The following is a 25,094-nucleotide window of genomic DNA, read 5'->3' as shown; positions in this document are numbered from 1 at the left end:
CCATTCCGTCGTCTCCCAAGCCGGGCGTCCGATCCGGCCTTTGGGGATAGTTGTGTCCCGTACGGCCGTTTCATCGGTGCGAGGGCTGTCGCTCTCCTTTTGCTAGGAGCCACGGCCATGATCCGTATTGTTCCCGAAACCTCTGCCCATCTCGAAGCTCGCGAGGCGCTGCTCGACGCCTGCTTCGGTCCGTCCCGTTTCGCCAAGACCAGCGAGCGCCTGCGCGAAGGCCGCCTGCCGGCCAAGGGCCTGGCCTTCACCGCCGTCGATGACAACCGGCTGATCGGCACGCTGCGCCTGTGGAACATCTCCGCCGGCCCGGGCCGGCCGGCCCTGTTGCTCGGCCCGCTCGCTGTCGATGGCCAGTATCGCAGCGAAGGTCTCGGCGCGCGCCTGATGTGGCACGGCATCGGCTATGCCCAGGAATATGGCCACAAGGCCATCCTGCTGGTGGGCGATGCTCCCTATTACAGCCGTTTCGGCTTTTCGACCGATCTCACCGAGCGCCTCTGGCTGCCCGGCCCGGTGGAGCGCAACCGCTTCCTCGGCCTGGAGCTGGTGCCCGATGGACTGGTGGGAGCGGCCGGCCTGGTGAACGCCACCGGCGAACTCGAAACCGCACCCGACTTCGCGGCGCTCGTTGCCAGGGCAGCCAACGAAGCAACTTTCCGCTTCGCAGCGTAATCTTCGGGGAAGGGTCCCTTTGCCCGTGGCGCTCCCCGAGGCGTCATCGCGTCTTCACATATTCGCGACAAAACTTGCACCCGCGGGCCCCAGCCCCTAAACGCTGGGGCTCGCACATTTTGGAGGATTGAATGGCTCAATGGCCTGTCTACGGTAAGATTTCCGGCCCCGTCGTGATCATTGGTTTCGGTTCGATCGGTCGCGGCGTGCTGCCGCTGATCGAGCGTCATTTCGAATATGACAAGGAGCGCATGGTCATCATCGACCCACATCCGCTCGATGCCGACCGCAAGATCATCGAGGAGCACGGCATTCGTTTCGTGCAGGAGGCCGTTACCAAGGACAACTACAAGAGCCTGCTGCAGCCTTTGCTTACCGCCGGCGGCGGCCAGGGCTTCTGCGTCAATCTCTCGGTCGACACCGGTTCCGTCGACCTGATGGAATTCGCCCGCAGCCTCGGCGCCCTTTATATCGACACGGTGGTCGAGCCCTGGCTCGGCTTCTATTTCGACAAGAACGCCGGTCCTGAAGCGCGCACCAATTATGCCCTGCGCGAGAGCATGCTGGCCGCCAAGCGCCGCACGCCCGGTGGCCCGACGGCCGTTTCCTGCTGCGGTGCCAATCCCGGCATGGTCTCCTGGTTCGTCAAGCAGGCCCTGCTCGACGTCGCCGAGGCAACCGGCAATGGCTCCGCCGATCCCAAGACCCGTGAGGAATGGGCCGCGCTCGCTCATAAGGTCGGCGTCAAGGGCATCCATATCGCCGAGCGCGATACCCAGCGCGCCAAGCATCCCAAGCCGCGCGGCGTGTTCGTCAACACCTGGTCGGTGGAAGGCTTCATTTCCGAAGGCCTGCAGCCGGCGGAGCTGGGCTGGGGCACGCACGAGACCTGGATGCCCGAGACCGGCCGCACTCACAAGGAAGGCTGCGGCGCGGCGATCTACCTGCTGCAGCCCGGCGCCAATACCCGCGTGCTGAGCTGGTGCCCGACGCCCGGCCCGCAATATGGCTTCCTCGTCACCCATAACGAGGCGATCTCGATCGCCGACTACCTGACGGTGCGCGAGAATGGCGAGGCGGTCTACCGCCCGACCTGCCACTACGCCTATCACCCGGCCAACGATGCCGTGCTCTCGCTGCACGAGATGTTCGGCGCGGCCGGCAAGGCGCAGGACAAGTTCGTCATCCTCGACGAGAAGGAAATCGAGGACGGTGCGGACGAGCTCGGCGTGCTGCTCTACGGCCATGGCAAGAACGCCTATTGGTATGGCTCCCAGCTCACGGTCGAGGAGACCCGCAAGCTCGCGCCCTACCAGAACGCCACCGGCATGCAGGTCACCTCGGCCGTGCTGGCCGGCATGGTCTGGGCCCTGGAGAATCCGGAAGCCGGCATCGTCGAAGCCGACGAAATGGACTTCCGCCGCTGCCTGGAAGTGCAGAAGCCTTATCTCGGCCCGGTCAAGGGCTACTACACCGACTGGACCCCGCTCGACGGCCGGCCGGGCTTCTTCCCGGAGGACATCGACACCTCCGATCCCTGGCAGTTCCGCAACATCCTGGTGCGGTGAACAATCTTGCCTTCTCATTGAGAGGCGGCAAAGCGAGACGCGACAAGCCTTCTCCACGCAGTGGGGAAGGCGACCCGGCAAGGCCGGATCGGATGGGGTGTGGCCCGCAAGCTCCACCCATCCGATCCGGCCCCCAACAGTATGTAGAGCCTGTGCTCAACTGGTTCTGGCCCCGCTAGCGGCCCACACCCCATCCGTCATTTCTTCGAAATGCCACCTTCCCCAGCTGCGCTGGAGAAGGTCAGCCGCGCCTTATCCTGCAACGATGGAATGCAGGCCGAGTTGATTGAAGCGCTGAGCACGTAGGGGAAAAAGCCCTCCTACGCCGGCGCGAAACGGAAATGGCCTGTTTGCGGGAAGGCGAACAAGGCGTCCTCTTCCCGCGCACCCTGCCCGATATTGTGGATCGCCAGCCGGCGCCCCGGCGTCTCGGCCGAGACCTCCGACGAGACGATCAGGATATGCGGCAGATTGCCGGGCAGCATCTGGGTGACCAGGTCGCCCGGCAAGTAATCGGTCGGATCGGCGGTCACCGGCAGCAGCGTGCCCTTGCGCTTGAAGAAGGCGATCAGATTGGGCACGCGGCGGTGGTCGATATTGGGATCCGGCGCTCGCATGCCCCAATTCCTGGGATAGGCGGCAAAGCCGGCCTTCATGTCCTCGTGCACCAGACGCTGGAGGTCGAGGGCGAAGGCCTTGCGATAGGCGCGCACCACCACGTCGGTGCACACGCCCCGCTCGGGCGCCACGTCGCCGCCGGGATAGGCGATGCGCTTATAGGCGGGATCATAGAGGGTGGTGACGCCGATCTGTCCCCGCGCCGCATCCACCAGGTTCTCGCGCCAACCGGCTGCTGCGGCTTCCGCACTCTGCGCGCCAGCCATTCCGGCAGCCAGGGCAATAAGACCCGATAGCAGGACCCGTCGACGCGTGACTTCGTTCATACCAGGCCCTTGCTTCCCACCAGTTTCTCCAGCGCCGACAGCCAGTGCTTGTAATAATGCGAGCCGTCGTCTGCGGGCGCTGCCGCGATCTCGCCGCCCAGTGCCTGCGCCCATTCTGGCCAGGTGAACACGCCTTTTTCGTGGAGGGAGACGGCGAGCGCGAAGGCGCGGGCCTCCCAGGGTTCGCGGAACACGGGTTCGCCGCGGTCGCGCGGAATGGAAGGAATGGCGTCAAGCGGGGTCAAGGTAGCTCTCCCACAGATCGAGCATCACGGTCAGCGTCGGGTCGGCCTGCGGCCCCCAGAGTTCGGTACCGGCGAAGCGCACCGTATAGAGCCATTCGGGATTCTCGCCTTCGCCATGGGCGTTGCTGTCAGGCAGCACGAACATGCCATGGGCTTCGACAATGGTACCCAGATGCCCGCGCGCATAGCGTGGCAACCTCGTATGGGTGAGCTTGTGCTCGTTGCGTGCCCGCACCCCCTCGCCGGCGGCAAAACGCGCGGGCTGGCTCGCCGGGCGATCGCAGCGCGTGCCGGCGGCCAACGCGGCCGGCACCTCGGCCGCCTTGATCACGCGTTTGAGCGGCTTGCCCGGCTCGATCGCCTGCCCCTCGGCAAGCTCTGCCTCGCTGACCAGCGCTTTCGCCAGCATGAGCTTGATCAGGGCCTTGATCCAGATCTCGTAATAGGAGGAGGACAGATAGTCCGCCGGCGGCAGGCTCTCGCGCGCATAGCGCCCGGCGTCGAGCGGCCAGGAGCCGGTCGCGCCCATCGCCAGCGTCACCGCCATCGCCCGCTTCTCCCAGGCGGCGTGGAAGAAAGGTTCGTCCTTTTCCGGCGCGATCGGCCCGAAGCCCATCATGCCGCCGAGGTCCTGCGCACCGTTCATGCCAAACTCCGAGAAAGGCAAGGCCACCAGCCTGTCTTACGCGGAGTCGGTCCCGCTTGGCAAAAGCAATGAAGCCTCACCCTCGCCCCGGCAGCATGCTCTGCAGCACGCCGTCGCGATCCCACAGCCAGTGCTTGAGGGCAGCGGCCACGTGCAGGAGGACGAGGCCGATCAAGATCCAGGCGACCCGGTGATGCAGCGCCTTCATCTGCTCGGAAAGCTCGAAATCGGGCGCAACGAGATTGGGAACATGCCCTCCCCCCGGCAGTTGGATCGGCAGCGGCAGAGGCGAGGCCGAGATCATCACATAGCCGGTGATCAGCATGGCGAAGATCAGGCCGTAAAGCGCCGCATGCACCGCCTTGCTCAGCACGCGCTCATGGCGCGGCATGGTCTGCGGCAGCATCGGTGCCCTGGCCAGGAGGCGCCAGGCGGCACGCAGGGCCATCATCAGAAAGACGAGGGCACCCAGGCTCTTGTGCAGCTGATAGAGATCGAAGCGCTCGCCCTGGTCCTCCACCCATTCCACCATGACGAGGCCGAGCCCCAGCATGAACAGGATGAGCGCGGCGCAGGACCAATGCAGAAATTGCCCGGTCGCACTCCAGCGATGACGGAGGGATGGCCTCGCCTTCATCACCACGCCTCCCGTCACTGGGCTTGCGCCTCAGTGGTGACGATCAGGTCGACATCGTTGCTGATCGCCGGAAAGCCCGCGCTCATGTTGAAGGCGAGGCGCTTGATCACCCCGGTCGCGCGGAAGCCGATCTGCGAGCTGCCCCCGTTGGCGGGCTTGTCCAGCGCGACGTCGATGGTGAGCGGGCGGGTGACGCCGCGCATGGTGAGGTCGCCCGTGACCCGGGCATGGCTGCCATCGACCTTCTCGACCTTGGTGGACGTGAAGCTGATGGTTGGATACTGCGCCACGTCGAAGAAGGCATCGGTGCGCAGATAGTCGTTGAAGGAGGGCGAGCCGACATCCACCGATTTCGCTACGACCTTGAAGGTGACGCGGCTGGCGGCGGGATTGTCGAAATTGATCGAGATCCTGCCATCGAAATCATGGAAGCGCCCCTTGGTGCGCGGCCAGCCGATGCCGTCGACGACAAAGCCCACCGACGTTCGGGCTGGATTGATGCGCCAGTTGCGCGCTTGCGCAGAATCGGCCTGGCTGGCGCCGAGCAGGCAGATGATCACGGGTATGGCTCCCAGAGAGAGCCTATTCAGTCTGGCGGTGGTCATGGCTCAATTCCGTCTCGATCCGTCACACAGGAGGTTCGGCTGGAAAACACACCGGGCCGGATTTTATTCGTGTTCCCGATGATAGGCCGATCACAACGGGGTGAGCAGGAGAAAGACGACGTGTCCTAGCCCAGGCCGATGCGCGGCGCCGGCGCGCGCGAAGCCTGATCGATCAGCCAGTCGACCAAGGCGCCGATCTCCGGCTTGGCGAGGTTTTCCTCGCTGCAGATGCAGTGATAGTTCTTGGCCGCCGGCACACGCTGCGTCAGCGGCTGCACGAGCCTACCTTCGTCGAGATCGCGCGCCGAGATCACGTCGTCCACCAAGGCGACGCCATGGCCATCCCGCGCTGCCTGCAGGATGAGGGCGAAGTCGCCGAAATAGATGTCGGCCGCACCCGGATATTTCACCCGGGCTTGTGCCAGCCAGCGGCGCCATTCCGATCCGTCGTCTTCATGCAACAGGCGATGATGCAGCACGTCGGCGGGGTGGCGGATAGCATGCGGCCCGCGCAGCAATTGCGGGCTGCAGACCGGCATCAGATAGACGCCATGCAGCATGCGCCACCAGAAGCCCGGCCAGGGTGGGTTGCCATAGACGATGGCAACATCGGTCCTGCGCCAGTCGATGGCGTGGAACTCGACGCCGGAGGAAACCTGCAGCCTGAGGTGGCGATGCTCCGCCATGAAGGCGAACAGCCGGGGCGCGAGCCATGTCGTGCCCAGCACCGGCGGAATGCAGAGGTTGACGACGACCTCCGCCTGGCTGTCGATGCGCTGCGCCGTAAGATTGCGCACGCCTTCGCCGATCTCGGCCATGGCGGCCCCGACAGATTGCCGCAATCCCAGGCCCGCCTCCGTCAGCATCAGCCGGCGGCCTGTCTTGGTGAAGAGTTCCACGCCGAGATGGAGCTGTAGGGAACGCAATTGCTGGCTCACCGCCCCTGGCGTGACATGCAGTTCGGCGGCGGCAGCCCCGACATGGCCGAGCCGGGCGACGACCTCGAAGACCTTGAAGGCATGAAGCGGCGGAAGCATGTGAGTCAGATCATTTAGTTTTTCTGCTCCTTTAACTAGCAGAACATTTAGCTTGTTTCCATGCTTTCCCTGCCTGAAAGTCTGGTCATCCAGAACAGAACGGCCGGGATCACGGCATCAGGGGAACGCTTCCATGCGCTCGACGAAGAACCATATCGCATGCGCCATTCTATGCGGCCTTGCCGTCTTCCCGTGGATCTCCATCGGGCCGGCACGGGCGGCGGATGTCCCCTCCTTCGTGCAGAACGGCACCTTCAAGGTCTGCACCGCCGGCGAATTCCCGCCGATGGAATTCTACGAAAAGCCCGGCGACAAGGCCCTTGTCGGCTTCGAGATCGATGTGGCTGAGGCACTGGCCAGGCAATGGGGGGCCAAGACCGACTATGTCGTCGGCGACTTCAAGGGCCTGTTGCCTTCGCTGGATTCCCAGCGCTGCGATGCCGTCATCAGCGGCATCACGCTGCGGCCCGAGCGGCTGCAGAAATATGATGGCATCGCCTATTTCAAGACCTCCACCGTGATGGTGACGGCTGCCGGCGACAGCGAACCCCGCACCCCCGAGGATCTGAGCGGCAAGACCGTCGCCGTCGAGGCAGGCACCAGTTTCGAGCCGACTCTCGCCGCCCTCAACGCCACCTTTGCCAAGGCCGGACGGCCCGAGGCCGTGCTGCAGCCCTATCCCTCGGCCGCGGCCGTCATCCAGCAGATCCTCGTCGGCCGCGCGGCCGCGACCATCACCCTCGACACCACGGCAGCCTATCGCATGGCGCAAACGCCCGGGCGGCTGCAGATGCCCTATGCCTATCCCGACAAGGAATTTTACGCGATCTATCTGCGCAAGGATGTTGGCGACCGCAACGCCGTGCGAGCCGGCCTCGAGGCCTTGCAGGCGGATGGCCGCATGCAGGACATCCTGAAGAAATGGAACCTGTCGCCCCAGGCAGTCGAGATCGACGGCGCTGCGGCTCGATGACCCGGCGCGATGTTCGATTTCCATCTGTTCCTCGAAGCCGTCTTCGGCTGGCCCCTGGCCGAAGGCGCCCTCTTGACCATCGCGCTGTCGCTGGTGGTAATGGCCGTGTCGATGCTGACGGCCATGGGCACGGCCTCCCTCGCCATTTCGCCGCGGCGCCTGCTGCGCTGGAGCATCGTCGGCTATGTCTGGCTGCTGCGCGGAACGCCGGCTTTGCTGGTGTTGCTGTTCATCTGGAACGGCCTGCCCCAGCTTTCGCCGCTGTTCCGGGCCGGCTGGTTCTCGCCCTTCCTGGCCGCCTTCATCGCACTCACCTTGATCCAGGTGGCCTATCTCACCGAGATCCTGCGCAGCGCCTTCGCGGCCGTGGGGCCGGGGCAGCGTGAAGCCGGTGCGGCGCTCGGCCTGCATCGCGGCCAGATCTTCGTCCTCGTTACGCTGCCCCAGGCCATGCGCATCGCCCTGCCCGCCCTGATGAGCGAGTTCATCACGCTCCTGAAGACGACGTCGCTTGCCACGGTGATCTCGCTCAAGGAACTGATGACTGTCACCCAATATGCCATCGCCACCAGCTTCCGCTTCATGGAGTGGTATGGCGCAGCGCTGGTCTATTATCTTGTGATGGTCTCGATCCTGACCGCCATCCAGATGCGGACCGAGGCGATCTTCGCGCGAGGCCGGCGTTGATGTTCCCGCCTTCCATAAACGTCGCGCAGCCCCATTCGAAGAAATCACGCCTTGATCCTGGAGTAACGGCATGACCGTGGTCCCTCCTACTGCCTGGTTTGCCAGGGAAAGCCTTACGCCCGACCTGACCCGGCTGTGGGAACCCTGCGTGCACGCCTTCTTCCAGGCCAACATCTTTCACCTCAGGGGCCGCGATGCCGATCTGGTGCTCGATTTCGGCATGGGCCTGTCCTCGCTGCGGGGCGCCCTGGAACTCACCGAAGGCAAGCCCGTCCTGGCGGTGGCAAGCCACGGCCATGTCGACCATGTCGGCTCCTTCCACGAATTCGAGCAGCGTTTCGGCCATGTCGCCGAGCAGGCGGCCTTCGCCGAGATGCGCGACGATGACACGCTCGCCTCACTGTTCCGCGACATGGACGGTGCCGTCACACGTCCGCCGGTCTCATCCTGGCAGGCGGCAGACTATCGCCTCGACCCCGCTCCCCTCATCGCGTGTCTGGCGGAGGGCGACACCATCGATCTCGGCAATGTCAGGCTGCGCGTGCTGCATCTGCCGGGCCATTCACCCGGATCGATCGGACTACTGGACGAGCAGGGCGGCCTGTTCTTCAGCGGCGATGCGATCTATCGCGGCGGCCTCGTCGACGACGTGCCGGGCGCCGATAAGATAGTCTATCGCAGGACGATGGAGCGCCTGGCCCGGCTCGACATCGCGGTGGCTCATGGCGGCCATGGTGACAGCATGGACCGCGCCGCCATGCAGGCGATCGCTCTCGACTATCTGCGGGATTGAGAAGAGAAATCTTTGACTTGTCATCCCCGGCTGAGCCACTCGCGAGCGCAACGAGGGGAAGGGGATCCAGGGGCCAGAGGTGCCGCCCATAGCCCCTGGATCCCCTTCCCTCGGCCAGTGGCCTCGCCGGGGATGACGGATCAAGCTCGGCGCCCTTGATATAAGATTGGCCGCATCTACCGGCTTGCCGACATTGACAAGACCGGCTGCCTGGCGCATTGGGCTCGCCCCCAATTTTCCTGATCGGTGCCACCATGCTGCCCTTGGCCTGCCTCAGCGAGCGCATCGTCGTCCTCGGCCCCTCCAATGCCGGCAAGTCGACGCTCGCCGTCGCCCTCTCCAGAAAGCTCGCGGTTCCCGCCATCCACCTCGACCAGCTTCACCATCGGCCCCATACCGATTGGCAGCCCCGGCCAGAGGCGGAGTTCGCGGCCCTGCACGATGCCGCCATCATGGGAGAGCGCTGGGTGATGGAGGGTAATTATTCGCGCCTGATGCCCCAGCGCTTCGCCCGGGCCACCGGCGCGATCCTGATCACTTCCCATCACTGGCTGCGCTTCTATCGCTATCTCAAGCGCACGCTGGTCAACCGCTCCAGCCGTGCCGGCCATCTGGCAGGTGCCAAGGACAGCCTCAAATGGGAGATGATCCACTGGATCCTGGTCAAGACCCGCGACAGCAGCAGCAAATACACGGCGATCATCGGCCAGTCCGGCCTGCCGGCCGTCGAATGCCATACGGCGAAAGCGCTCAATGAACTCTATAGGGCCTGGGATTTGTAGGGACTATGCCCAACACGGTTCACTCATACGTCATTCGAACTCGCGCGAGCTTTGTCATTGCCGGGCTTGACTCGGCAATCCAGTCCTAAGCCCTGTTGCGTGCGTGGCTTCTGGATAGCCGGGTCAAGCCCGGCTATGACAAATCAGAGCCGTTCCCCAAAGTGAACCGGGGTCACTCCCCGATCTCCTCCTTGCGCTTGGCGATATAGGCGTCCACCGCATCACGCACGGCCGGATCGAGCGGCGGCGGGACATAGGCATCCCGCGTTTTCTTCCAAATCCCGAGCGCACGGTCGGTCGCGGTGCGTTCGCCGGCATCGCGCCAGTTCTCGAAATTGGACCAATCGGAGAGCACGGGGCGGTAGAAGGCATTCTCATAGCGGGCGAGCGTGTGGGGCGAACCGAAGAAATGGCCGCCCGGCGCCACGCCGCGGATGGCATCGAGGGCGATCTCGTCGTCGCCGAACTCGATGGGTTTGAGGATCTCGGCCCAGCCGCGCAGCAATTCGGCGTCGATCACGATCTTTTCGAGGCTGGCCGACAGGCCGCCCTCGAGCCAGCCGGCCGCGTGGTTGATGAGGTGGCTATGGCTCATGATCGCTGCCCAGAGCGAGAAGCTGGTCTCCCAGGTCGCCTGAGCGTCCGGCGCCGGGCTGGCATTGACGGCGCTGGTGCGCACCGGCACGCCGAGGCGCCGACCGAGCTGGGCGGTCGCCAGGGCCGCATTGACATATTCGGGCGTGCCGAAGGCGGGCGAACCCGTCTTCATGTCGACATTCGACGTGAAGCCGCCCATCACGCAGGGCGCGCCGGGACGCAGCATCTGGCAGAGAGCCATGATGGCGCAGGCTTCTGCCGTCTGCTGCACCAGGGCACCGGCCAAAGTTACCGGTGCCATGGCGCCCATCAAGGTGAAGGGAGTGATCACCACGCATTGGCCATGCTCGGCCATGGTCATGATGGAGTCCATGATCTCCTCGTCCACCACGCGGGGCGAGTTGACATTGGTCACCGTCATCAGGGTTGGACGGTCCGCCAGGGCCTCGATGCTGCAGCCGTGCTCGACCGCCGAAAGGGCGAGCGCATCACGCGCCTGCACGCCGCCGACACCGCGCGCCGCCCAGACCAGATCCGACAATTCGATATGGGCGCGATACATTTCCAGGTGCCGCACGGGGACGGCGATATCGACCGGCTCCACCACCACGCCGCCCTGCCAATGCAGGAGGCCCAGGCCATTGGTGATCTTGAGGATGTCGCGGAAGGCCTCCAAGTCGCCATAGCGCCGGCCGCGCTCGAGGTCACGCACATTGGGCGCGCCGTTGACCGGGCCGAAATTGACGACATTGCCGCCGACATGCAGGTCCCGCTCGGGGTTGCGTGCATGCAGCACAAAGGACGACGGAGCCTTGGCCAGCATGGCCTCGACGATATCGCGGCCGAGGCGCACCATCTGCGTCGCCTCGTCCACCAGCGCTCCGTGGGTACGATAGGTCTCACGCGCCCTCGGGCTGAGGATCTTCATGCCGTCGGTTTCGAGCAGGGTGAAGGCGGCATCGAGGATGCGCTCGACCTGTTCGGGCGAGAGGATGTCGACCGGCGCGAAGCGATTGGTGAGCCGCGGCATCGGCGGGGTTGCCGCCCCAGTGTTGCGGCTGCCGCGTTCGCGGCGGCCGGCACGACCGTGCTCCGGCGGCGTGTTCTCGCGGGCGATAGGCTGGTCCGAGGGATCCTGGCTCATCCGCGCAACCTTCCGCCGTTCGGATCGTGCAAGGGAGCCTTGCGGATGATGGCCGGGCATTCCCTGCCAAAGATGTCGATGGCGAATTCGCCGCCGTCCTCGTGATATTCGGACTTGATGTAGCCGATGGCCACGCTCTTGCCGACATAATGGCCATAGCTGCCGGAGGTGACGTGGCCGACGACCTTGCCCGATTTGAGGATCGGCTCATAGCCGATCACCTCGGTATCGGTGTCGACCTCCAGCACGGTGAATTTCTTCTTCGGGCCCCGCTCGCGCTCCGCGAGCACGGCGTCGCGACCTGTGAAACCTTCCTTCTTGAAGTCGACAAAGAGATCGAGACCCGTTTCGGCAGGCGTGTAATCGGGCCTGAAATCCTTGTTGAAAGAGCCATAGGCCTTTTCGATGCGCAGGGACGACAGAGCCCGGCCGCCGAAATGCCTGAGGCCGAGATCGCGTCCGGCCTCGAAGATCTCATCATAGAGCGTGGCCTGGTAGTCGGGCGTCGCCCAGATCTCATAACCGAGCTCCCCGGTGAAACCGGCGCGGGAGAAGATCACCGGGGACATGCCGACGGCGGTTTCCTTTACGGCGAAGAGCTTGAAGGCATCGGGCGAGAGGTCCTCACGCACCAGGCGCTGCATCAGCGTGCGGGCATTGGGGCCGGCGATGGAGAAACCCGTGAGCGTCGATGCCGCCGAGCGCACATGCACGTCGGCGGGCGGGTTCTGCAGCCAGAACCAGCGCAGGTGATAGGCCTCGGCGAAGCCCGAGCCGATCAGGAGATAGCGGTCCAAGGCAAGGCAGGCGATGGAGAGATCGCCGACGATGCGCCCCTCGGGGTTGAGCATCGGCGCGATCGCCATGCGGCCGGGTTTCGGCAGCTTGCAGGCCAGCAGCTTGTCGAGCCAGGCGCGGGCGCCGGCGCCCTCGATCTCGTATTTGCCGTAGTTGGAGGTCTCGTAGATGCCGACGGCCTCGCGCACCGCCAGGCATTCGTCCCTGACATGCGGGAAGGCGTTGGAGCGCCGATAGGTCGGGTTCTCGACGGGGTCGACCCCGGGCGGGGCGAACCAGAGCGCATGCTCCAGGCCGAAATTAGCGCCGAACACGGCACCCGCTCGTCTCAGGCGGCCATAGACAGGCGTGCGCCGCAGCGGCCGCGCATCCGGCAACTCCTCGTTGGGGAAGGCAAGGCGGAAGCGCCGGCGGTAATTCTCGATCACCTTGGCCTTGGTATAGCGCGGCGTGGCGAACACACCGAAGCGTGCGACGTCCATGGCCATGATGTCGGCACCCGGATCGCCCTCGGCCATCCAGCGCGACAGGGTCAGGCCGATGCCGCCACCCTGGCTGAAGCCCGCCATCACGGCACAGGCCACCCAGAAATTCGGCAGGCCCTTGACCGGGCCGACCAGCGGATTGCCGTCCGGCGCGAAAGTGAAGGGGCCGTTGATCGATTTCTTCACGCCGGCCCGGCCGACAGCGGGGAAATGCTCGAAGCCGACTTCGAGTTCTGGGGCGATGCGGTCGAAATTGTCGGGCAACAACTGGGTGGCGAAATCATCCGGCGTCTTGTCAACAGACCAGGGCGTGCAATTATGCTCGTAGGTGCCAAGCAGAGCCCCTTTGCCTTCCTGGCGCACATAGATCTCGCCGGAGAAATCGGTGGTGTTGATGATCTCCTTGTCCAGTCCTTCCAGCTCCGGGATGGCCTCGGTGACGATATAGTGGTGCTCCATCGCCAGCACCGGCAGCTCGATGCCGACCATCCGCCCGATCTCGCGGGCCCACAGGCCGCCGGCATTGACGACATGCTCGGCATGGATGGAGCCCTTGTCGGTGGCGACGTCCCAGGAGCCGTCGGGACGCTGGCTGAGGCCTGTAACGCGGGTGAATCGATGGATCTCGGCGCCGAGCTTGCGGGCTGCGCCGGCATAGGCATGGGTGGTGCCCCAGGGATCGACATGGCCGCCATCCGAGCGCCAGAGCGCGCCGGTGAAGTATTTCTCCTCGATCAGCACGTTGCGACGCTTGGCCTCGGCCACCGGGATGATCTCGGTTTCCATGTCGAGATAGCGGGCACGGCTGGCGACGAGGCGCAGATAGTCCATCTCGCCCTCATTGGCGGCCAGCATCAGGCCGCCATTGGCGTGGATGCCGCAGGACTGGCCCGTCAGGGCCTCCAGCTCGCGATAGAGGTCGATCGTATATTTCTGCAGCTTGGAGACGTTGGCATCGCCATTGAAGGTGTGCATGCCGCCGGCGGCGTGCCAGGTCGAACCCGAGGTCAGCTCGTTCTTCTCGATGAGCGCGACATCCGTCCAACCGATCTTGGCCAGGTGATAGAGGATGGAACATCCCACCACGCCACCGCCGATGACCACGGCACGCACTTCGCTCTTCATCCTCGGGACCCTTTCACGGCAACAGGTCCCTGATACACGACATCAGGCCGCTCCGCGACGATGGTAGGGAAAACGTCCTGATGACAAAACAAACATGACTAGAGTCAACTCATCAGATTTTTCAGGCTAAAAGTGAGGATAGGAAACAAATGATGGATAAGGAAACGCATTGCCCCTGGGACCGCAGGCTTCCAGCCCATGAGCGCCAACTTTGGGTGGTGGCACCAGATTGGCCATCTTGGAAATGCCGAGCGAGATAGAGGACAAAGGTGGTCGATCTCGCTCCATCAATTGATGGAGCTGTGGAGATCGACCCTCCACGCTACCCGCGCCTCTGGCCGCAAAGTTGGCGCCTATGAGCTTCCAGCCTGCATCTTCGCCTGCCACAGGCATAGCGTTTCCACGACGCAGGCCGGAAGCCTGCGATTCCAGGGCTCACCCCGTCGCGAAGCGTGCTTCCAGCAAATCAAGCTCGCGCACCAATCTGCGGGCCACCTCATCCGAAAGCCGCCGGGTCCGGGCGAACTGGAAGATCTGGTCGCGCTCGGCCCTGAGGCCCGCCAGGCGCAGCTGGCGCTCGATCTCGTCGATGCGGCGCGTCAGCTCGGCTTCCTCACCGGTCTGCAGCCGCCCGTCGATGCGCTGGCGATAGAGATCCATGATGCGCACGCTGGCATCGGCATAGAGATCGGCATCGCTGCGCCCCAGCCCCAATTCGTGCTGGGTCCGCTCGATCGCCTTGATCGCGGCTTCCGCCGCGGCGATGCGGGCCTGGTCCTCTTCCTCCTGATGCGAGGGCTCGGGCGGCAGCTCAAGGCCTTTGAGCAGGCGGGGAAGCCCCACGCTCGCAGCCACCAGGGACATCACGATCACCCCGGCCGCCAGGAAGATGGCAAGATCGCGCGCCGGGAAAGGCGAACCGTCGGTCAGTGTCAGGGGTAGCGTCAGCACGCCGGCCAGGGTGATGGCACCGCGCACGCCGGCCAACGAAGCGGCGGCGATCAGCCGCCAGCTCGGCAGTACCTCCACCTTGCCCTTGCGCGCGGCCCGGAACAGGGTGAAGCGCAGCGAGGTCCACACCCACAGGAAACGCAGGATCGCCAGCGACAGCGTGATAGCGAGGACATAGACGATCATCCAGATCGCACCGTGGCTTTCGGCCGCAGCGGCGACGATCTGCGGGATCTGCTCGCCAAGCAGCACGAAGATGATGCCGTTGGCAGCGAACTGCACCATGTCCCACACCGCGCCGCCGCGCATGCGGGCAGCGACCAGCGACTGGCCGAGGCGCTCGACATAGCTCATGGTCATGCCGGCGGCGACGGCAGCCAGGATGCCTGAGCAATGCAGTTCTTCGGCGAGGAGATAGGCGGCAAAGGGGATCAGCAGGCTGACCAGCACCTGCGAACCCGCCTCGTCGCCGAAGCGGCGGGCGACCCAGCGATTGGCGAGGGACGCCCCCCAGGTAACGGCGATGCCGATGGCGACGCCACCGCTCGCCACCCAGATGAAAGTGCCGAGCGCGCTGGTGAAGGAGAAGGTGCCGGTCAAGGCCGCGGCGACGGCAAAACGCATGCAAACGAGGCCGGAGGCGTCGTTCAGCAGCGATTCGCCTTCCAGCACATGCATCAGCCGCTTGGGCACGGGGACCCTGGCAGCGATGGCCGATACCGCGATGGGATCGGTCGGCGAAACGACGGCCGCAAGCGCAAAAGCCACCGCCAGCGGCATGGAAGGGATGATCCAGTGGATGAAGAAGCCGACACCGATCACGGTGAAGACCACCAGGCCCAAAGCGAGCTCTATGATCGTCCCCTTGTCGCGGAACAGGCCGTCCTTGGGGATGCGCCAGCCATCCAGGAACAGAAGCGGCGGCAGAAACAGGAGGAAGAAGACCTGCGGGTCGAGCTCGACCTTGAAGCTGGCGAAGGACGCGATGAGCGCGCCGAAACCGATCTGGACCAGCGGCAGCGGCAGGACGATCGGCAGCATCCTGGCCAGCGCGCCGCTGAGAACGACCGCCAGCAACAAAAGTAGAATGACCGAGATCGTCTCCATGCCCGCCTTATCCGCTCGTGACGCGGTCAAGCTAGGTAGCGGCTGTTAAGATATTGTTGACCAGTCCGAGTTTTCACCAGTTCTCCGGGGTGCGTCGGATCCAACATTCCCTCTGGCCGGTAACGACTCTCCTAAGGAATCCGGTACGGCCGAAGCCCGATCATCGGAATAGCTCCCAACAACAAGCGCAAGGCGTTCAATGGATTGGGAATAGCCGCAATTGTCCATTGCGCGACATGTTGGCTTAATTCTAGGTTGAACCGGACGGTGGGCCTGCAAAACATTTGGGCCGCCTTGCCTGCAAGGTGTCGTCGGGGGAAACGCAATGTCTTCTTACAAATCCATTGAGCAAAATCCAAAATATCAGGAACTCGTAAGGCGCCGGCGAACGCTTGGCCTTACGCTTTCGGCCATCATGATGATCATCTATTTCGGCTTCATCCTGGTCGTCGCCTATCTGCCCGGCGTGCTGGGCCAGCATCTGGGTACTGGGGTGACCACGATCGGCATTCCGATCGGCCTGCTCGTCATCATCACCGCCTTCATCCTCACGGGCATCTATGTCCGCAAGGCCAATGCCGAATTCGACACGCTGACCCGTGAAATCGTCGAGGAGGCCCGCTGATGGCACGCAGCGCCCTTCTCCTCGCCGCCCCTATCCTCGCCCTGACTGTAAATCGGGCCTTCGCCGATGCGGTCTCGGGGCCCGTGCAGCAGCAGGCCACGAACTGGCACGCCATCATCATGTTCGGCCTGTTCGTGCTCCTTACCCTGGCTATCACCGCCTGGGCAGCCAGGCGGACCAAGTCGACCTCCCAGTTCTATACGGCGGGCGGCGGCATCACCGGTTTTCAGAACGGTCTTGCCATTGCAGGCGACTTCATGTCGGCCGCCTCCTTCCTCGGCATTTCCGGCCTGGTCTATCTTTCCGGCTATGACGGCCTGATCTATTCGATCGGCTGGTTGGTCGGCTGGCCGATCGTGACATTCCTGATCGCCGAACCCCTGCGCAATCTCGGCAAGTTCACCTTCGCCGACGTAGCGTCCTTCCGCTTCAAGCAGACGCCGATCCGCGTGCTGGCGACCTGCGGCACCCTGGTCACGGTCGCCTTCTACCTGATCGCGCAGATGGTCGGGGCCGGCAAGCTGATCCAGCTCCTGTTCGGCCTGCAATACAGCTACGCCGTCGTTATCGTCGGTGTCTTGATGATGCTCTATGTCACCTTCGGCGGCATGGTCGCCACCACCTGGGTGCAGCTCATCAAGGCCTGCCTGTTGCTCGGCGGCGCCACCTTCATGGCCCTGATGGTGCTCGCGACCTTCTCCTTCAGCCCCGAGGCCCTCTTCGCCAAGGCCGTCGAGGTCCATCCCAAGGGCCAAGCGATCATGCAGCCGGGCTCGCTGATCTCCAATCCGATCTCGGCCATTTCGCTCGGCCTCGCGCTGATGTTCGGCACGGCCGGCCTGCCGCATATCCTGATGCGCTTCTTCACCGTCGCGGACGCCAAGGCGGCCCGTAAATCGGTGTTCTACGCCACCGGCTTCATTGGCTATTTCTACATTCTCACCTTCATCATCGGCTTCGGCGCCATCACCCTGGTCTCGACCAATCCGGAGTTCCTGACCGATCCGGCCAAGGGCCTGGCCTCCATCCGCGGCGGCGAGAACATGGCGGCCGTGCATCTGGCTTCGGCCGTCGGCGGCAACATCTTCCTCGGCTTCATCGCCGCCGTCGCCTTCGCCACCATCCTGGCCGTGGTATCGGGCCTGACGCTCGCCGGCGCTTCCGCCATCAGCCACGACCTCTACGCCACGGTCATCAAGGGCGGCAAGGCCAAGGAGCAGGACGAGATCCGCGTCTCCAAGATCACCACCGTCGTGCTCGGCGTGGTCGCCATGGTGCTCGGCATCACCTTCGAGAACGTCAACGTCGCCTTCATGGTTGGCCTAGCCTTCGCCATCGCCGCCTCCTGCAACTTCCCGGTATTGCTGATGTCGATGATGTGGCGTGGCATGACCACGCGCGGCGCGGTCATCGGGGGCTATCTAGGCCTGATCTCCGCCCTCGTCGGCGTCATCCTCTCGCCCGGCGTGTGGGAAGCCGTGCTCGGCCACCCCAAGGGCTCGGCGCCGTTCCCCTATTCGAACCCGGCGCTGTTCTCGATGGTGCTCGCCTTTGCCGGGATCTGGCTGTTCTCCAAGCTCGACAACAGCCAGCGCGCCGCCCAGGACCGGGCCGGCTTCGACGATCAGTATGTCCGTTCGCAGACCGGTATCGGTGCCGCGTCGGCCAGCAAGCATTGAGGCAAGGGTGGCCCGGATGAGGTTCACCCCTCATCCGGCTGCCGCCACCTTCTCCGGCAGGGGGATGAGGGGGCTTCCTCAAGCCCGCAACCACCGTGTCACCTCAATCCAGCTTCAGACCATATTCGGCCGCGCTTTCGACCAGCACCTCGGCGAAAGCCTGGGCCAGGGTCGAGGGCGCAAAAAGATCATAGGCCGGTTCGTCGGACACCTGATGCAGCAGGACGGGAATCTGCGCCATCACGGTCCGTGCGACACGACCCGGCCCGAACACGCGCGGATGCAGGTCGATCCGGCATAGTTTCATGAGGGCGGTGCGGGCCTTGGCACCCGACAGGCGCAGCACGCCGAAGGCGGAAGACAGATCCACCACCGAAGCGCTCTCGCCGAGCGCATGTTTGAGGCTGACGGCAAGGCTGCCCGGCCGGCCATGCTTGTCCAGAACCAGCCAATCGCCGGGACCTGATGACAGCACCTTCAGGGCCCCCGAGACCGCCGACCGGCCCGGCTCGGGTAGATCGAGCCCGAATTCTGCCTGGAGCGCACGGCGCAGGGCCGCATCGCCGCCCCGCCGCAGCTTGATCTCGGCGATGTCGGGACTGCGCTCGGCCAGTTGCACCTCGGCGATGCGATCAGAGGGGCGATCCGGAATCAAAGCATGATGACCGGGCACGGAACGCGGCAGAGGCAGCGGCTCGACGGCTCCGACCGGCGAAGTGTCCTTCACCCTGAGATTATCTGGATCGATGAAATGCGGGGAGACGATGGTGACCTCGCAGGCTTCGCCGCGCACAGGATCGGCGGCATGAAGCCTCTGGCCGATCCGCTCCTTGCCGCCGCGCAGCAGGGCAAGGCCGATGAACCCCGCCCCCTGCGTGGTCGGGCAGGCCGCGGTGAGGAAGCCCAGGCTCTCCTTGGCTTCGGCCGAGGCGGTGAGATGGGCACCGGCCCGCAGCTTGCGGCCGGGGTCGTCCACCTTCACGCCGACCAGGGTAAGGCGCCCGGCATCGGTCAGGCCAGGACGGCCTGCCAGGACACGGCCGACATAATCGCCCTTTTTCTTGAGCATGCGGCCAAGGCCGAGATCATCGGCCGTGGTCTGGCCGTTGAGTTCGCTGCCCGCCACATGCCCTTTCTCGATCCGCAGCAGATTGAGGGCATCCAGCCCATAGGGCTTGATGCCGAAGGGCTTGCCGGCGGCGAGGATCGCTTCCCATACCGGCTCGGCATGGCCCGATGGCACCGAAACCTCATAGGCGAGTTCGCCCGAGAAAGAGATGCGGAAGAGCCGGCCGGAAACCCCGGCGATCACGGTCTCGGCAACGGCCATGAAGGGAAAGGCCTCGTCATCGAGATCCTGGGTGGCGATGCGGGCGAGCACCGCCCTTGCCTTCGGCCCGGGGACCGCGAAGGTCGCCCATTGGTCGGAGACATTGGTGATCTGGACGTCGAGATCGGGCCACACCGCCTGATGGTGGAATTCGAGATGCTCCAGCACCGGCCCGGCATTGGCCGTGGTGGTGGTGACGAAATAATGATCCTCGGCCAGCCTGGAGGTGGTGCCGTCGTCGAAGACGATGCCGTCCTCGCGCAGCATCAGGCCGTAACGGGCTCGTCCCACCGGCAGGGACAAAAAGCCATTGGCATAGATACGATCGAGGAAGACGCCCGCATCGCGGCCCTGAACGTCGATCTTGCCGAGCGAGGAGGCATCGGTGACGCCGACGGCCTCGCGCACCGCCTTCGCTTCGGCCAGCACCGGCGCCCAGCTTGTATCGCGCGAGGGAGAATAGACCAGGGGCCGCAGCCATAGGCCTAACTTGACGAAGACGGCGCCATGCCGTGAATGCCAGTCATGCAGAGCGAGCCGGCGCTTGGGCCGAAAATGCTCGCCCGTCTCGGCGCCGGCAAGCGCACCGAAGGAGACCGGCGCGGCATAGGGCCGGAAGGTCGGCAGGCCCGTTTCGGCGATGCTCTCGCCCTTCTCGCCGGCGAGGATGGCGCTCCCGACGAGGCCGCCCGTCTTGCCCTGGTCGGTGGCCATGCCGAGCGTGGTGTAGCGCTTGGCGTGCTCGATATGGCCATAGCCTTCGCGCACCGCGAGCCGCAGGTCATCGGCGGTGACGTCGTGCTGCAGGTCGACGAAGGCCTTTCCGAGGAAGGCCTTGCTGGAGCCGCGCGAAGTCTTGACCTCCCAGAAGGGTTGGGGCGGCGTGCCCTCGCCCTCCGGCCCCGCGGCATCGCCGACGAGCTCGATCCGCTCATTGCCCCTGGCGCGGAAAGACACGGCCTTTTCGTCCCATTCGAACGGCAACCGGGCCTGGCCGGCCAGCTGCAGCCGGGGATCATGGCCGCCCGAGACGCAGAGCAGATCGGCCAGCAGCATTTGCGGCCGCAGCCTTGCCGCGATCGAGGTGATGGTCAGGACATGGAGGGGAGTGCCTTCGGTGGCGGAGACCTGCGACCCGAACCAGACGGGGATGCCCGATCGCTCCGCCTCGCGGCCGGCCGCCGAATCAGCCCTGACATCGATGATACCGGCAATCTCGACGCCGGCTTGCGCAAGCTGCCTCACCGCCTCATAGGCGCGATCATTGTTGACGAAGAAGGCCGCCCGCCGGCCCGGCGCCACGCCGAAACGCGCGGCAAAGGTCGCGGCCGCCGAAGCCAGCATCACCCCGGGCCGGTCATTGCCGGGAAAGGCGATCAGGCGTTCCTGCGCGCCGGTGGCGAGCACGATCCTGCCCGGACGGATGATCCATTGGCGCTGGCGCACCTCGTTTGCCTTCGGCGTGGCGCGATGATCGGCCACCCGCTCGACGGCGCCGACCACCAGCCCGTCATAGAGGCCATAGGCACCGGTGCGGTTGAGCAGCGTCACCTCGGGAAGCGCCGCAAGTTCGGCGAGCTTGTCCGTCAGGCCATCGCGCATCGCCGGATCGAGCAGCGCCGAGCCGCCGAAGGCGAAGTCCTGTTCCAGCACGATCACGCGTTTGCCGGCCCGCCCCGCCGCCAGGGCGCTGTCGAGCCCTGATGGGCCGGAGCCGACGACCAGCAGATCGCAATGGGCATGCATGGTGTCGTAGCTGTCGGGATCCGGCTCCCGCGCCGCCCGCCCCAGCCCCGCCGCCCGGCGGATCAGCGGTTCATACACCTTCTCCCACCAGGCTGGCGGCCACATGAAGGTCTTGTAGTAGAAGCCCGCCGGCAGAAACGGCGAAAGCCAGCCATTCACCGCGCCGAGGTCGAAACCGAGCGAAGGCCAGCGGTTCTGGCTCACCGCCTCCAGTCCCTCGAAGAGTTCGATCGTGGTCGCTGGAATGTTGGGTTCGCGCCGCGCGCCTTTGCGCAGTTCCACCAGGGCCGAGGGCTCCTCGGGACCCGCCGTGAAGATGCCGCGCGGCCGGTGATATTTGAACGAGCGCCCGACGATGCGCACGCCATTGGCCAGGAGCGCCGAGGCGAGCGTATCGCCGCGATAGCCATGCAGGATCTTGCCGTCGAAGCGGAAGGACAGCGGCTTGCCGCGATCGACCTGCCCGCCCTCGGCGAGGCGATGGGGACCGCTCATGCCGAACGCTCCGGCAGGGCGATCTCGTCATGTCTGCTAACCACGGTCTGGATCTCGTGGCTGACCGTATCGCGCAGCACCTTCAGCACCTGCCGGCAGCCATGCACATGCTGCCACCATTCCAGATGCCAGCCTGCCGGATTGGCGCGCTCATAGACATAGTCGTAATAGGCTTGCGCCTCGGCCTCTTCGCCCGGCCGCCGCACCGAGGCATCGCCCCGATAACGGAATTCGACCTCGTCGCGCAGGCCGCAATGGGGACAGGCAATTCTCAGCATGATGGGCGAGCCTCGACGGTCTGGACGCTTCGCAAATCCGCTGGACCTAGAGGGCTGTCATCCCCGGCGCCACCGCAGGTGGCGGGAAGGGGATCCAAGGGCTGACGAGCACGATCCATGGCCCCTTCCCCTCGCTCTGCTCGGCCGGGGATGACAATTGCGGTCATTGCGATGCTTCTCATCTCAATGCATCCAGGCATAGGGGCCGATGCCCCGTTCGTCGATCACCCGCCCCTCCCGGAAGCGTTCCAGGCCGAAATGGGCGATCAGCGGGTGTGGCGCGCCGGTCGCCACCAGATGCGCCGTGGTGAAACCGCCGGCGGGGATCGCCTTGAAGCCGCCATAGCACCAGCCGCCATTGAGGTAGAGATTGCGCACCGGCGTCGTCGAGATGATCGGATTGCCGTCGGCGGTCATGTCCATCGCCCCGCCCCATTGGCGCAGCACGCGCAGGCGCCCGAGGGCCGGCATCAGCGTGAGGCCAGCTGCCAGCACATCCTCCACCATCGGCAGGCTGCCCCGCCTGGCATAGGAGTTGTAGCCATCGAGCGCCCCGCCGAAGACGAGGCCGCCCTTGTCCGACTGGCTGACATAGAAGTGGCCGGCGCCATAGGTGACGACGCAGTCGATCAGCGGCTTGACCGCCTCGGAAACGAAGGCCTGCAGCACATGGGTCTCCAGCGGCAGGCGGAAGCCGGCCATACCGGCCAGCAGCGAGGAATGCCCGGCCACCGCGAACAGCACCTTGCCGGCGCGGATGCTGCCGAGGCTGGTTTCAACACCGGTGATAGCCTCGCCTTCACGCGTGAGGCCGGTGACCTCGCAATTTTCGACGATGTCGACGCCGCGCCGGTCGGCGGCACGGGCATAGCCCCAGGCGACCGCATCGTGGCGAACGGTGCCGCCGCGCTTTTGCAGGAAGCCACCGAGCACGGGAAAGCGACCGTTGTCGACATCGACCAGCGGCACCAGGCGCTTGACGCCCTCCTTGTCGAGCAGTTCGGTATCGACGCCTTCCAGCAGCATCTGGTTGGCACGGCGGGCCAGCAGGTCGCGCTGGCCGTCCGCATGCACGAGGTTGAGGGCGCCGCGCTGCGAGACCATGGCATTGTAGTTGAGCTCAACCTCGAGCCCTTCCCACAATTTGAGCGAAAAGTCGTAGAAGCGGATGTTCTCGGGCGAGAAATAATTGGAGCGGATGATGGTGGTGTTGCGCCCGACATTGCCGAGCCCGATGCCGCCACGCTCCAGCACCGCGACATTGGCGATGCCGTGATTCTTGGCGAGATAATAGGCCGTGGCGAGGCCATGCCCGCCGCCGCCGACGATGATCACGTCATAGGCCTGTTTGGGCGTCGCCTTGCGCCAGGCCGGCCCCCAGCCGCGATGTCCGCGCAACGCCTCCAAAGCGAGACGAAATCCCGAATAGGCGGAAGAGGTGACGGACATGGGCTCCGCTGTAATGCCGCGAGGGCGCCTGCCCGACGCAGGCGCCCCCCGACTTAAGCACCTCGCCCGCCGCTGGCAATCGAAACACCGAGATGGGCTTCGATTTTGTTGGCGGAACCCCGGCGCCGGGGAGATACGGACAGATCATCCCGCCTTGATCTCCCGCAGCGCCGCTACCGCAACTTTCTCCCAATTTTTCCGCCGTTCCGGTCTTGCCCCGCGCGACGCATATCTATATGAAGCGCCCGACCAGCTGCGGAGAGGTGGCAGAGTGGTTGAATGCACCGCACTCGAAATGCGGCATGGGGGCAACTCCATCGGGGGTTCAAATCCCTCCCTCTCCGCCATTTACTCCTGAAATTATTGTCGTTTTCGACCTGATGGTAACTAGTCGTACCATTGGTCCCGTTTTCGCGTAGCTCACCCCGTTTGAGACGGCGCCGTCATTTGCGGAAGAGACAGGCGCCCCGCTGCCAGCTTACAACCGGCTGCGCAGCTCCGCCAGATCGGCGGCGAACCAGATGTCCTGGCCGCGATTGGCCTCCCGGACGAAATCACGCAGGGCATCGCTGCCGGCGACCCAGGCCGAGATGTCGCCGATCACGGCGAGGCGCATGCGATAATTGACGAATTTCTGCGCCACGGCGCCGGCGAGCCGGGTGCGCAGGCGGAAGAAATCGTCGGCAAGCCGGGTGACCGGAATCGCCACCAATGTCGCCTCCTGCTCCCAGGCCTTGCTGAGAAAGTCGTTGATATCGGCTTCGCCGGCGAGCTTCTTACCGTCTGCAGCACAGACGAGCACCCGGACGCCGCCGATCTCCTCGACGCTGTCGTTCATGGTCGTTCTCCCGGTGGCTCGCCTCAGACGATCTCGTAGATGTGATACTGATCGCCCGTCGCCTGCGGAAACGCCCGGCGCCGGAAGGCGGGCGGCAGCCTGCCGTCCACCAGGGCAATATCGACATTGGAGATATAGAAGCCTCCCTGCGCCATCAAACCGGGCAGATAGGCGATGATATCGGCCACGATCGGCACGGCACCCTGCCGGTCCTTGAGGCCGAGGTCGGAATGGGCCAGCGCGGCCTTGCGCGGCAAGCGCTGTCCAGCCGTGCGGATGGTATCGCCGATATCGCCGAGGAAGAGCAATTCATCCGCCGGGCGCACGAAGACATTGGGGCTCACGCGCTTTTCGAAGGCATAGATATCCCGATCGGGAAAGTTCTGGCGCAAATGGTCATAGGTCCGGCCATGGCCGAGGCCGAATTCGAGCACCGGCCCCTCGATCCCCCGGATGAGTTCGACGGCGAGGTCGAGGCAACTGCGCTGGGCCGTCATGCGATTGATGAAATTATCGAGATAACTCATTATCCATTTCACATCATTGCAGAAATCCCGGCCGGCCGTTCTCGGCTGCCGTCCCGGCGGGCGCCGGAAGCCGGCTCCCGGACGCTGTGTCCGGGCCGGATATACCGGCCGTCATAAGCCACCGGCCCGGAGCGAGGCAAGCGATCCGGCGGCCTCCCGCGACACGGAGCGGCCTGACAGAAGCAGCGTGGCGGTGTCTCTCAATGTCCGTCAAATTTGCCGGTGTGCGCGAACACAACGTAGCGGCTAAGTTGATTCTGCGAACGGCGCGGCACTCTCCGAACAGATCCCCTCCCTGCCGTGTCGTTCGTGTCTTTCC

Annotated in this window: 21 protein-coding genes, 1 tRNA gene and 1 pseudogene; 9 read left to right on the top strand and 14 right to left on the bottom strand. The window is 64.8% G+C overall.

Features of this window, described 5'->3' with window-relative positions; genetic code table 11:
• Positions 1 to 117 precede the first annotated feature (117 nt).
• Together ACZYTC_RS26995 and ACZYTC_RS26990 are read left to right on the top strand one after the other, a co-directional pair.
• Positions 118 to 684: a GNAT family N-acetyltransferase gene (locus ACZYTC_RS26995; RefSeq protein ID WP_441771391.1), complete on the top strand. Its 567-nt coding sequence runs from the start codon at positions 118 to 120 to the stop codon at positions 682 to 684.
• A gap of 131 nt (positions 685 to 815) precedes the next feature.
• Complete coding sequence (locus ACZYTC_RS26990; RefSeq protein WP_488990982.1) at positions 816 to 2,252, top strand: homospermidine synthase; 1,437 nt, start codon at positions 816 to 818, stop codon at positions 2,250 to 2,252.
• A 320-nt stretch (positions 2,253 to 2,572) separates the two neighbouring features.
• Here the strand turns inward: ACZYTC_RS26990 and ACZYTC_RS26985 are convergent, their stop codons facing one another.
• The 6 genes and pseudogenes from ACZYTC_RS26985 to ACZYTC_RS26960 all read right to left on the bottom strand — a co-directional run bounded on the left by ACZYTC_RS26985 (position 2,573) and on the right by ACZYTC_RS26960 (position 6,366).
• The gene (locus ACZYTC_RS26985) at positions 2,573 to 3,196 is read right to left on the bottom strand and encodes a DUF1287 domain-containing protein (RefSeq protein WP_488990981.1); all 624 of its coding nucleotides are present in this window, start codon (positions 3,194 to 3,196) and stop codon (positions 2,573 to 2,575) included.
• A gap of 2 nt (positions 3,197 to 3,198) precedes the next feature.
• Positions 3,199 to 3,459, bottom strand: a pseudogene (locus ACZYTC_RS26980) (nitrile hydratase accessory protein); the annotation flags it as partial.
• A complete protein-coding gene (gene nthB / locus ACZYTC_RS26975) occupies positions 3,428 to 4,087 on the bottom strand; it encodes a nitrile hydratase subunit beta (RefSeq protein WP_441771394.1) in 660 nt (219 codons plus the stop codon). The pseudogene ACZYTC_RS26980 and the gene nthB, both read right to left, overlap by 32 nt.
• A 76-nt stretch (positions 4,088 to 4,163) precedes the next feature.
• The gene (locus ACZYTC_RS26970) at positions 4,164 to 4,724 is read right to left on the bottom strand and encodes a cytochrome b (protein ID WP_488990980.1); all 561 of its coding nucleotides are present in this window, start codon (positions 4,722 to 4,724) and stop codon (positions 4,164 to 4,166) included.
• A 14-nt stretch (positions 4,725 to 4,738) separates the two neighbouring features.
• Entirely contained in the window at positions 4,739 to 5,329 is a 591-nt protein-coding gene (locus ACZYTC_RS26965) for a YceI family protein (protein ID WP_434954952.1), read from the bottom strand.
• A 125-nt stretch (positions 5,330 to 5,454) separates the two neighbouring features.
• Positions 5,455 to 6,366 carry a LysR substrate-binding domain-containing protein gene (locus tag ACZYTC_RS26960; RefSeq protein ID WP_488990979.1) on the bottom strand — a complete coding sequence of 304 codons (912 nt, stop codon included), beginning with the start codon at positions 6,364 to 6,366 and terminating at the stop codon, positions 5,455 to 5,457.
• Between the two features lie 133 nt (positions 6,367 to 6,499).
• Here ACZYTC_RS26960 and ACZYTC_RS26955 point away from each other — a divergent pair, with 133 nt between their 5' ends.
• The 4 genes from ACZYTC_RS26955 to ACZYTC_RS26940 all read left to right on the top strand — a co-directional run bounded on the left by ACZYTC_RS26955 (position 6,500) and on the right by ACZYTC_RS26940 (position 9,601).
• The gene (locus tag ACZYTC_RS26955) at positions 6,500 to 7,339 is read left to right on the top strand and encodes an ABC transporter substrate-binding protein (RefSeq protein ID WP_488990978.1); all 840 of its coding nucleotides are present in this window, start codon (positions 6,500 to 6,502) and stop codon (positions 7,337 to 7,339) included.
• Positions 7,340 to 7,348: 9 nt separating this feature from the next.
• The gene (locus ACZYTC_RS26950; RefSeq protein ID WP_488990977.1) at positions 7,349 to 8,026 is read left to right on the top strand and encodes an amino acid ABC transporter permease; all 678 of its coding nucleotides are present in this window, start codon (positions 7,349 to 7,351) and stop codon (positions 8,024 to 8,026) included.
• Between the two features lie 70 nt (positions 8,027 to 8,096).
• Positions 8,097 to 8,819 carry an MBL fold metallo-hydrolase gene (locus ACZYTC_RS26945; protein WP_488990976.1) on the top strand — a complete coding sequence of 241 codons (723 nt, stop codon included), beginning with the start codon at positions 8,097 to 8,099 and terminating at the stop codon, positions 8,817 to 8,819.
• A 254-nt stretch (positions 8,820 to 9,073) separates the two neighbouring features.
• The gene (locus tag ACZYTC_RS26940) at positions 9,074 to 9,601 is read left to right on the top strand and encodes a P-loop NTPase family protein (RefSeq protein ID WP_488991104.1); all 528 of its coding nucleotides are present in this window, start codon (positions 9,074 to 9,076) and stop codon (positions 9,599 to 9,601) included.
• Positions 9,602 to 9,773: 172 nt separating this feature from the next.
• On the opposite strand, the gene ACZYTC_RS26935 is transcribed toward ACZYTC_RS26940, so the two are convergent.
• The 3 genes from ACZYTC_RS26935 to ACZYTC_RS26925 all read right to left on the bottom strand — a co-directional run bounded on the left by ACZYTC_RS26935 (position 9,774) and on the right by ACZYTC_RS26925 (position 15,808).
• Positions 9,774 to 11,342 carry a trimethylamine methyltransferase family protein gene (locus ACZYTC_RS26935; RefSeq protein WP_488990975.1) on the bottom strand — a complete coding sequence of 523 codons (1,569 nt, stop codon included), beginning with the start codon at positions 11,340 to 11,342 and terminating at the stop codon, positions 9,774 to 9,776.
• Positions 11,339 to 13,750 (bottom strand): GcvT family protein, encoded by a 2,412-nt coding sequence (locus tag ACZYTC_RS26930; RefSeq protein ID WP_488990974.1) that lies wholly within the window; start codon positions 13,748 to 13,750, stop codon positions 11,339 to 11,341. Before ACZYTC_RS26930 ends, ACZYTC_RS26935 begins: the two co-directional genes overlap by 4 nt.
• A 435-nt stretch (positions 13,751 to 14,185) precedes the next feature.
• The gene (locus ACZYTC_RS26925) at positions 14,186 to 15,808 is read right to left on the bottom strand and encodes a Na+/H+ antiporter (protein WP_454812553.1); all 1,623 of its coding nucleotides are present in this window, start codon (positions 15,806 to 15,808) and stop codon (positions 14,186 to 14,188) included.
• A 325-nt stretch (positions 15,809 to 16,133) separates the two neighbouring features.
• Here ACZYTC_RS26925 and ACZYTC_RS26920 point away from each other — a divergent pair, with 325 nt between their 5' ends.
• A complete protein-coding gene (locus ACZYTC_RS26920; RefSeq protein ID WP_441771403.1) occupies positions 16,134 to 16,433 on the top strand; it encodes a DUF485 domain-containing protein in 300 nt (99 codons plus the stop codon).
• Positions 16,433 to 18,112 (top strand): cation acetate symporter, encoded by a 1,680-nt coding sequence (locus ACZYTC_RS26915; RefSeq protein WP_488990973.1) that lies wholly within the window; start codon positions 16,433 to 16,435, stop codon positions 18,110 to 18,112. Before ACZYTC_RS26920 ends, ACZYTC_RS26915 begins: the two co-directional genes overlap by 1 nt.
• 103 nt (positions 18,113 to 18,215) lie before the next feature.
• On the opposite strand, the gene ACZYTC_RS26910 is transcribed toward ACZYTC_RS26915, so the two are convergent.
• The 3 genes from ACZYTC_RS26910 to ACZYTC_RS26900 form a co-directional block, all read right to left on the bottom strand.
• On the bottom strand, positions 18,216 to 21,683 hold the full coding sequence (locus ACZYTC_RS26910; RefSeq protein ID WP_488990972.1) for a 2Fe-2S iron-sulfur cluster-binding protein: 3,468 nt from the start codon (positions 21,681 to 21,683) through the stop codon (positions 18,216 to 18,218).
• The gene (locus tag ACZYTC_RS26905; RefSeq protein WP_434954940.1) at positions 21,680 to 21,961 is read right to left on the bottom strand and encodes a sarcosine oxidase subunit delta; all 282 of its coding nucleotides are present in this window, start codon (positions 21,959 to 21,961) and stop codon (positions 21,680 to 21,682) included. The genes ACZYTC_RS26910 and ACZYTC_RS26905 overlap by 4 nt, the downstream gene beginning before the upstream one ends.
• Positions 21,962 to 22,144: 183 nt before the next feature.
• Positions 22,145 to 23,410, bottom strand: a complete 1,266-nt coding sequence (locus tag ACZYTC_RS26900; RefSeq protein WP_488990971.1) for a sarcosine oxidase subunit beta family protein — start codon at positions 23,408 to 23,410, stop codon at positions 22,145 to 22,147.
• Positions 23,411 to 23,667: 257 nt separating this feature from the next.
• Here ACZYTC_RS26900 and ACZYTC_RS26895 point away from each other — a divergent pair.
• Positions 23,668 to 23,757: transfer RNA gene (locus ACZYTC_RS26895), tRNA-Ser, on the top strand.
• Positions 23,758 to 23,888: 131 nt separating this feature from the next.
• Here ACZYTC_RS26895 and ACZYTC_RS26890 read toward each other — a convergent pair.
• Entirely contained in the window at positions 23,889 to 24,248 is a 360-nt protein-coding gene (locus tag ACZYTC_RS26890) for a DUF4180 domain-containing protein (RefSeq protein ID WP_488990970.1), read from the bottom strand.
• Between the two features lie 23 nt (positions 24,249 to 24,271).
• Entirely contained in the window at positions 24,272 to 24,775 is a 504-nt protein-coding gene (locus tag ACZYTC_RS26885) for a class I SAM-dependent methyltransferase (RefSeq protein WP_488990969.1), read from the bottom strand.
• Positions 24,776 to 25,094: the final 319 nt, after the last annotated feature.

Source organism: Labrys sp. F242 (assembly GCF_057813875.1).
The sequence above is the reverse complement of the archived record's forward strand: the minus strand, read 5'-3'. Positions and strand labels throughout refer to the sequence as shown.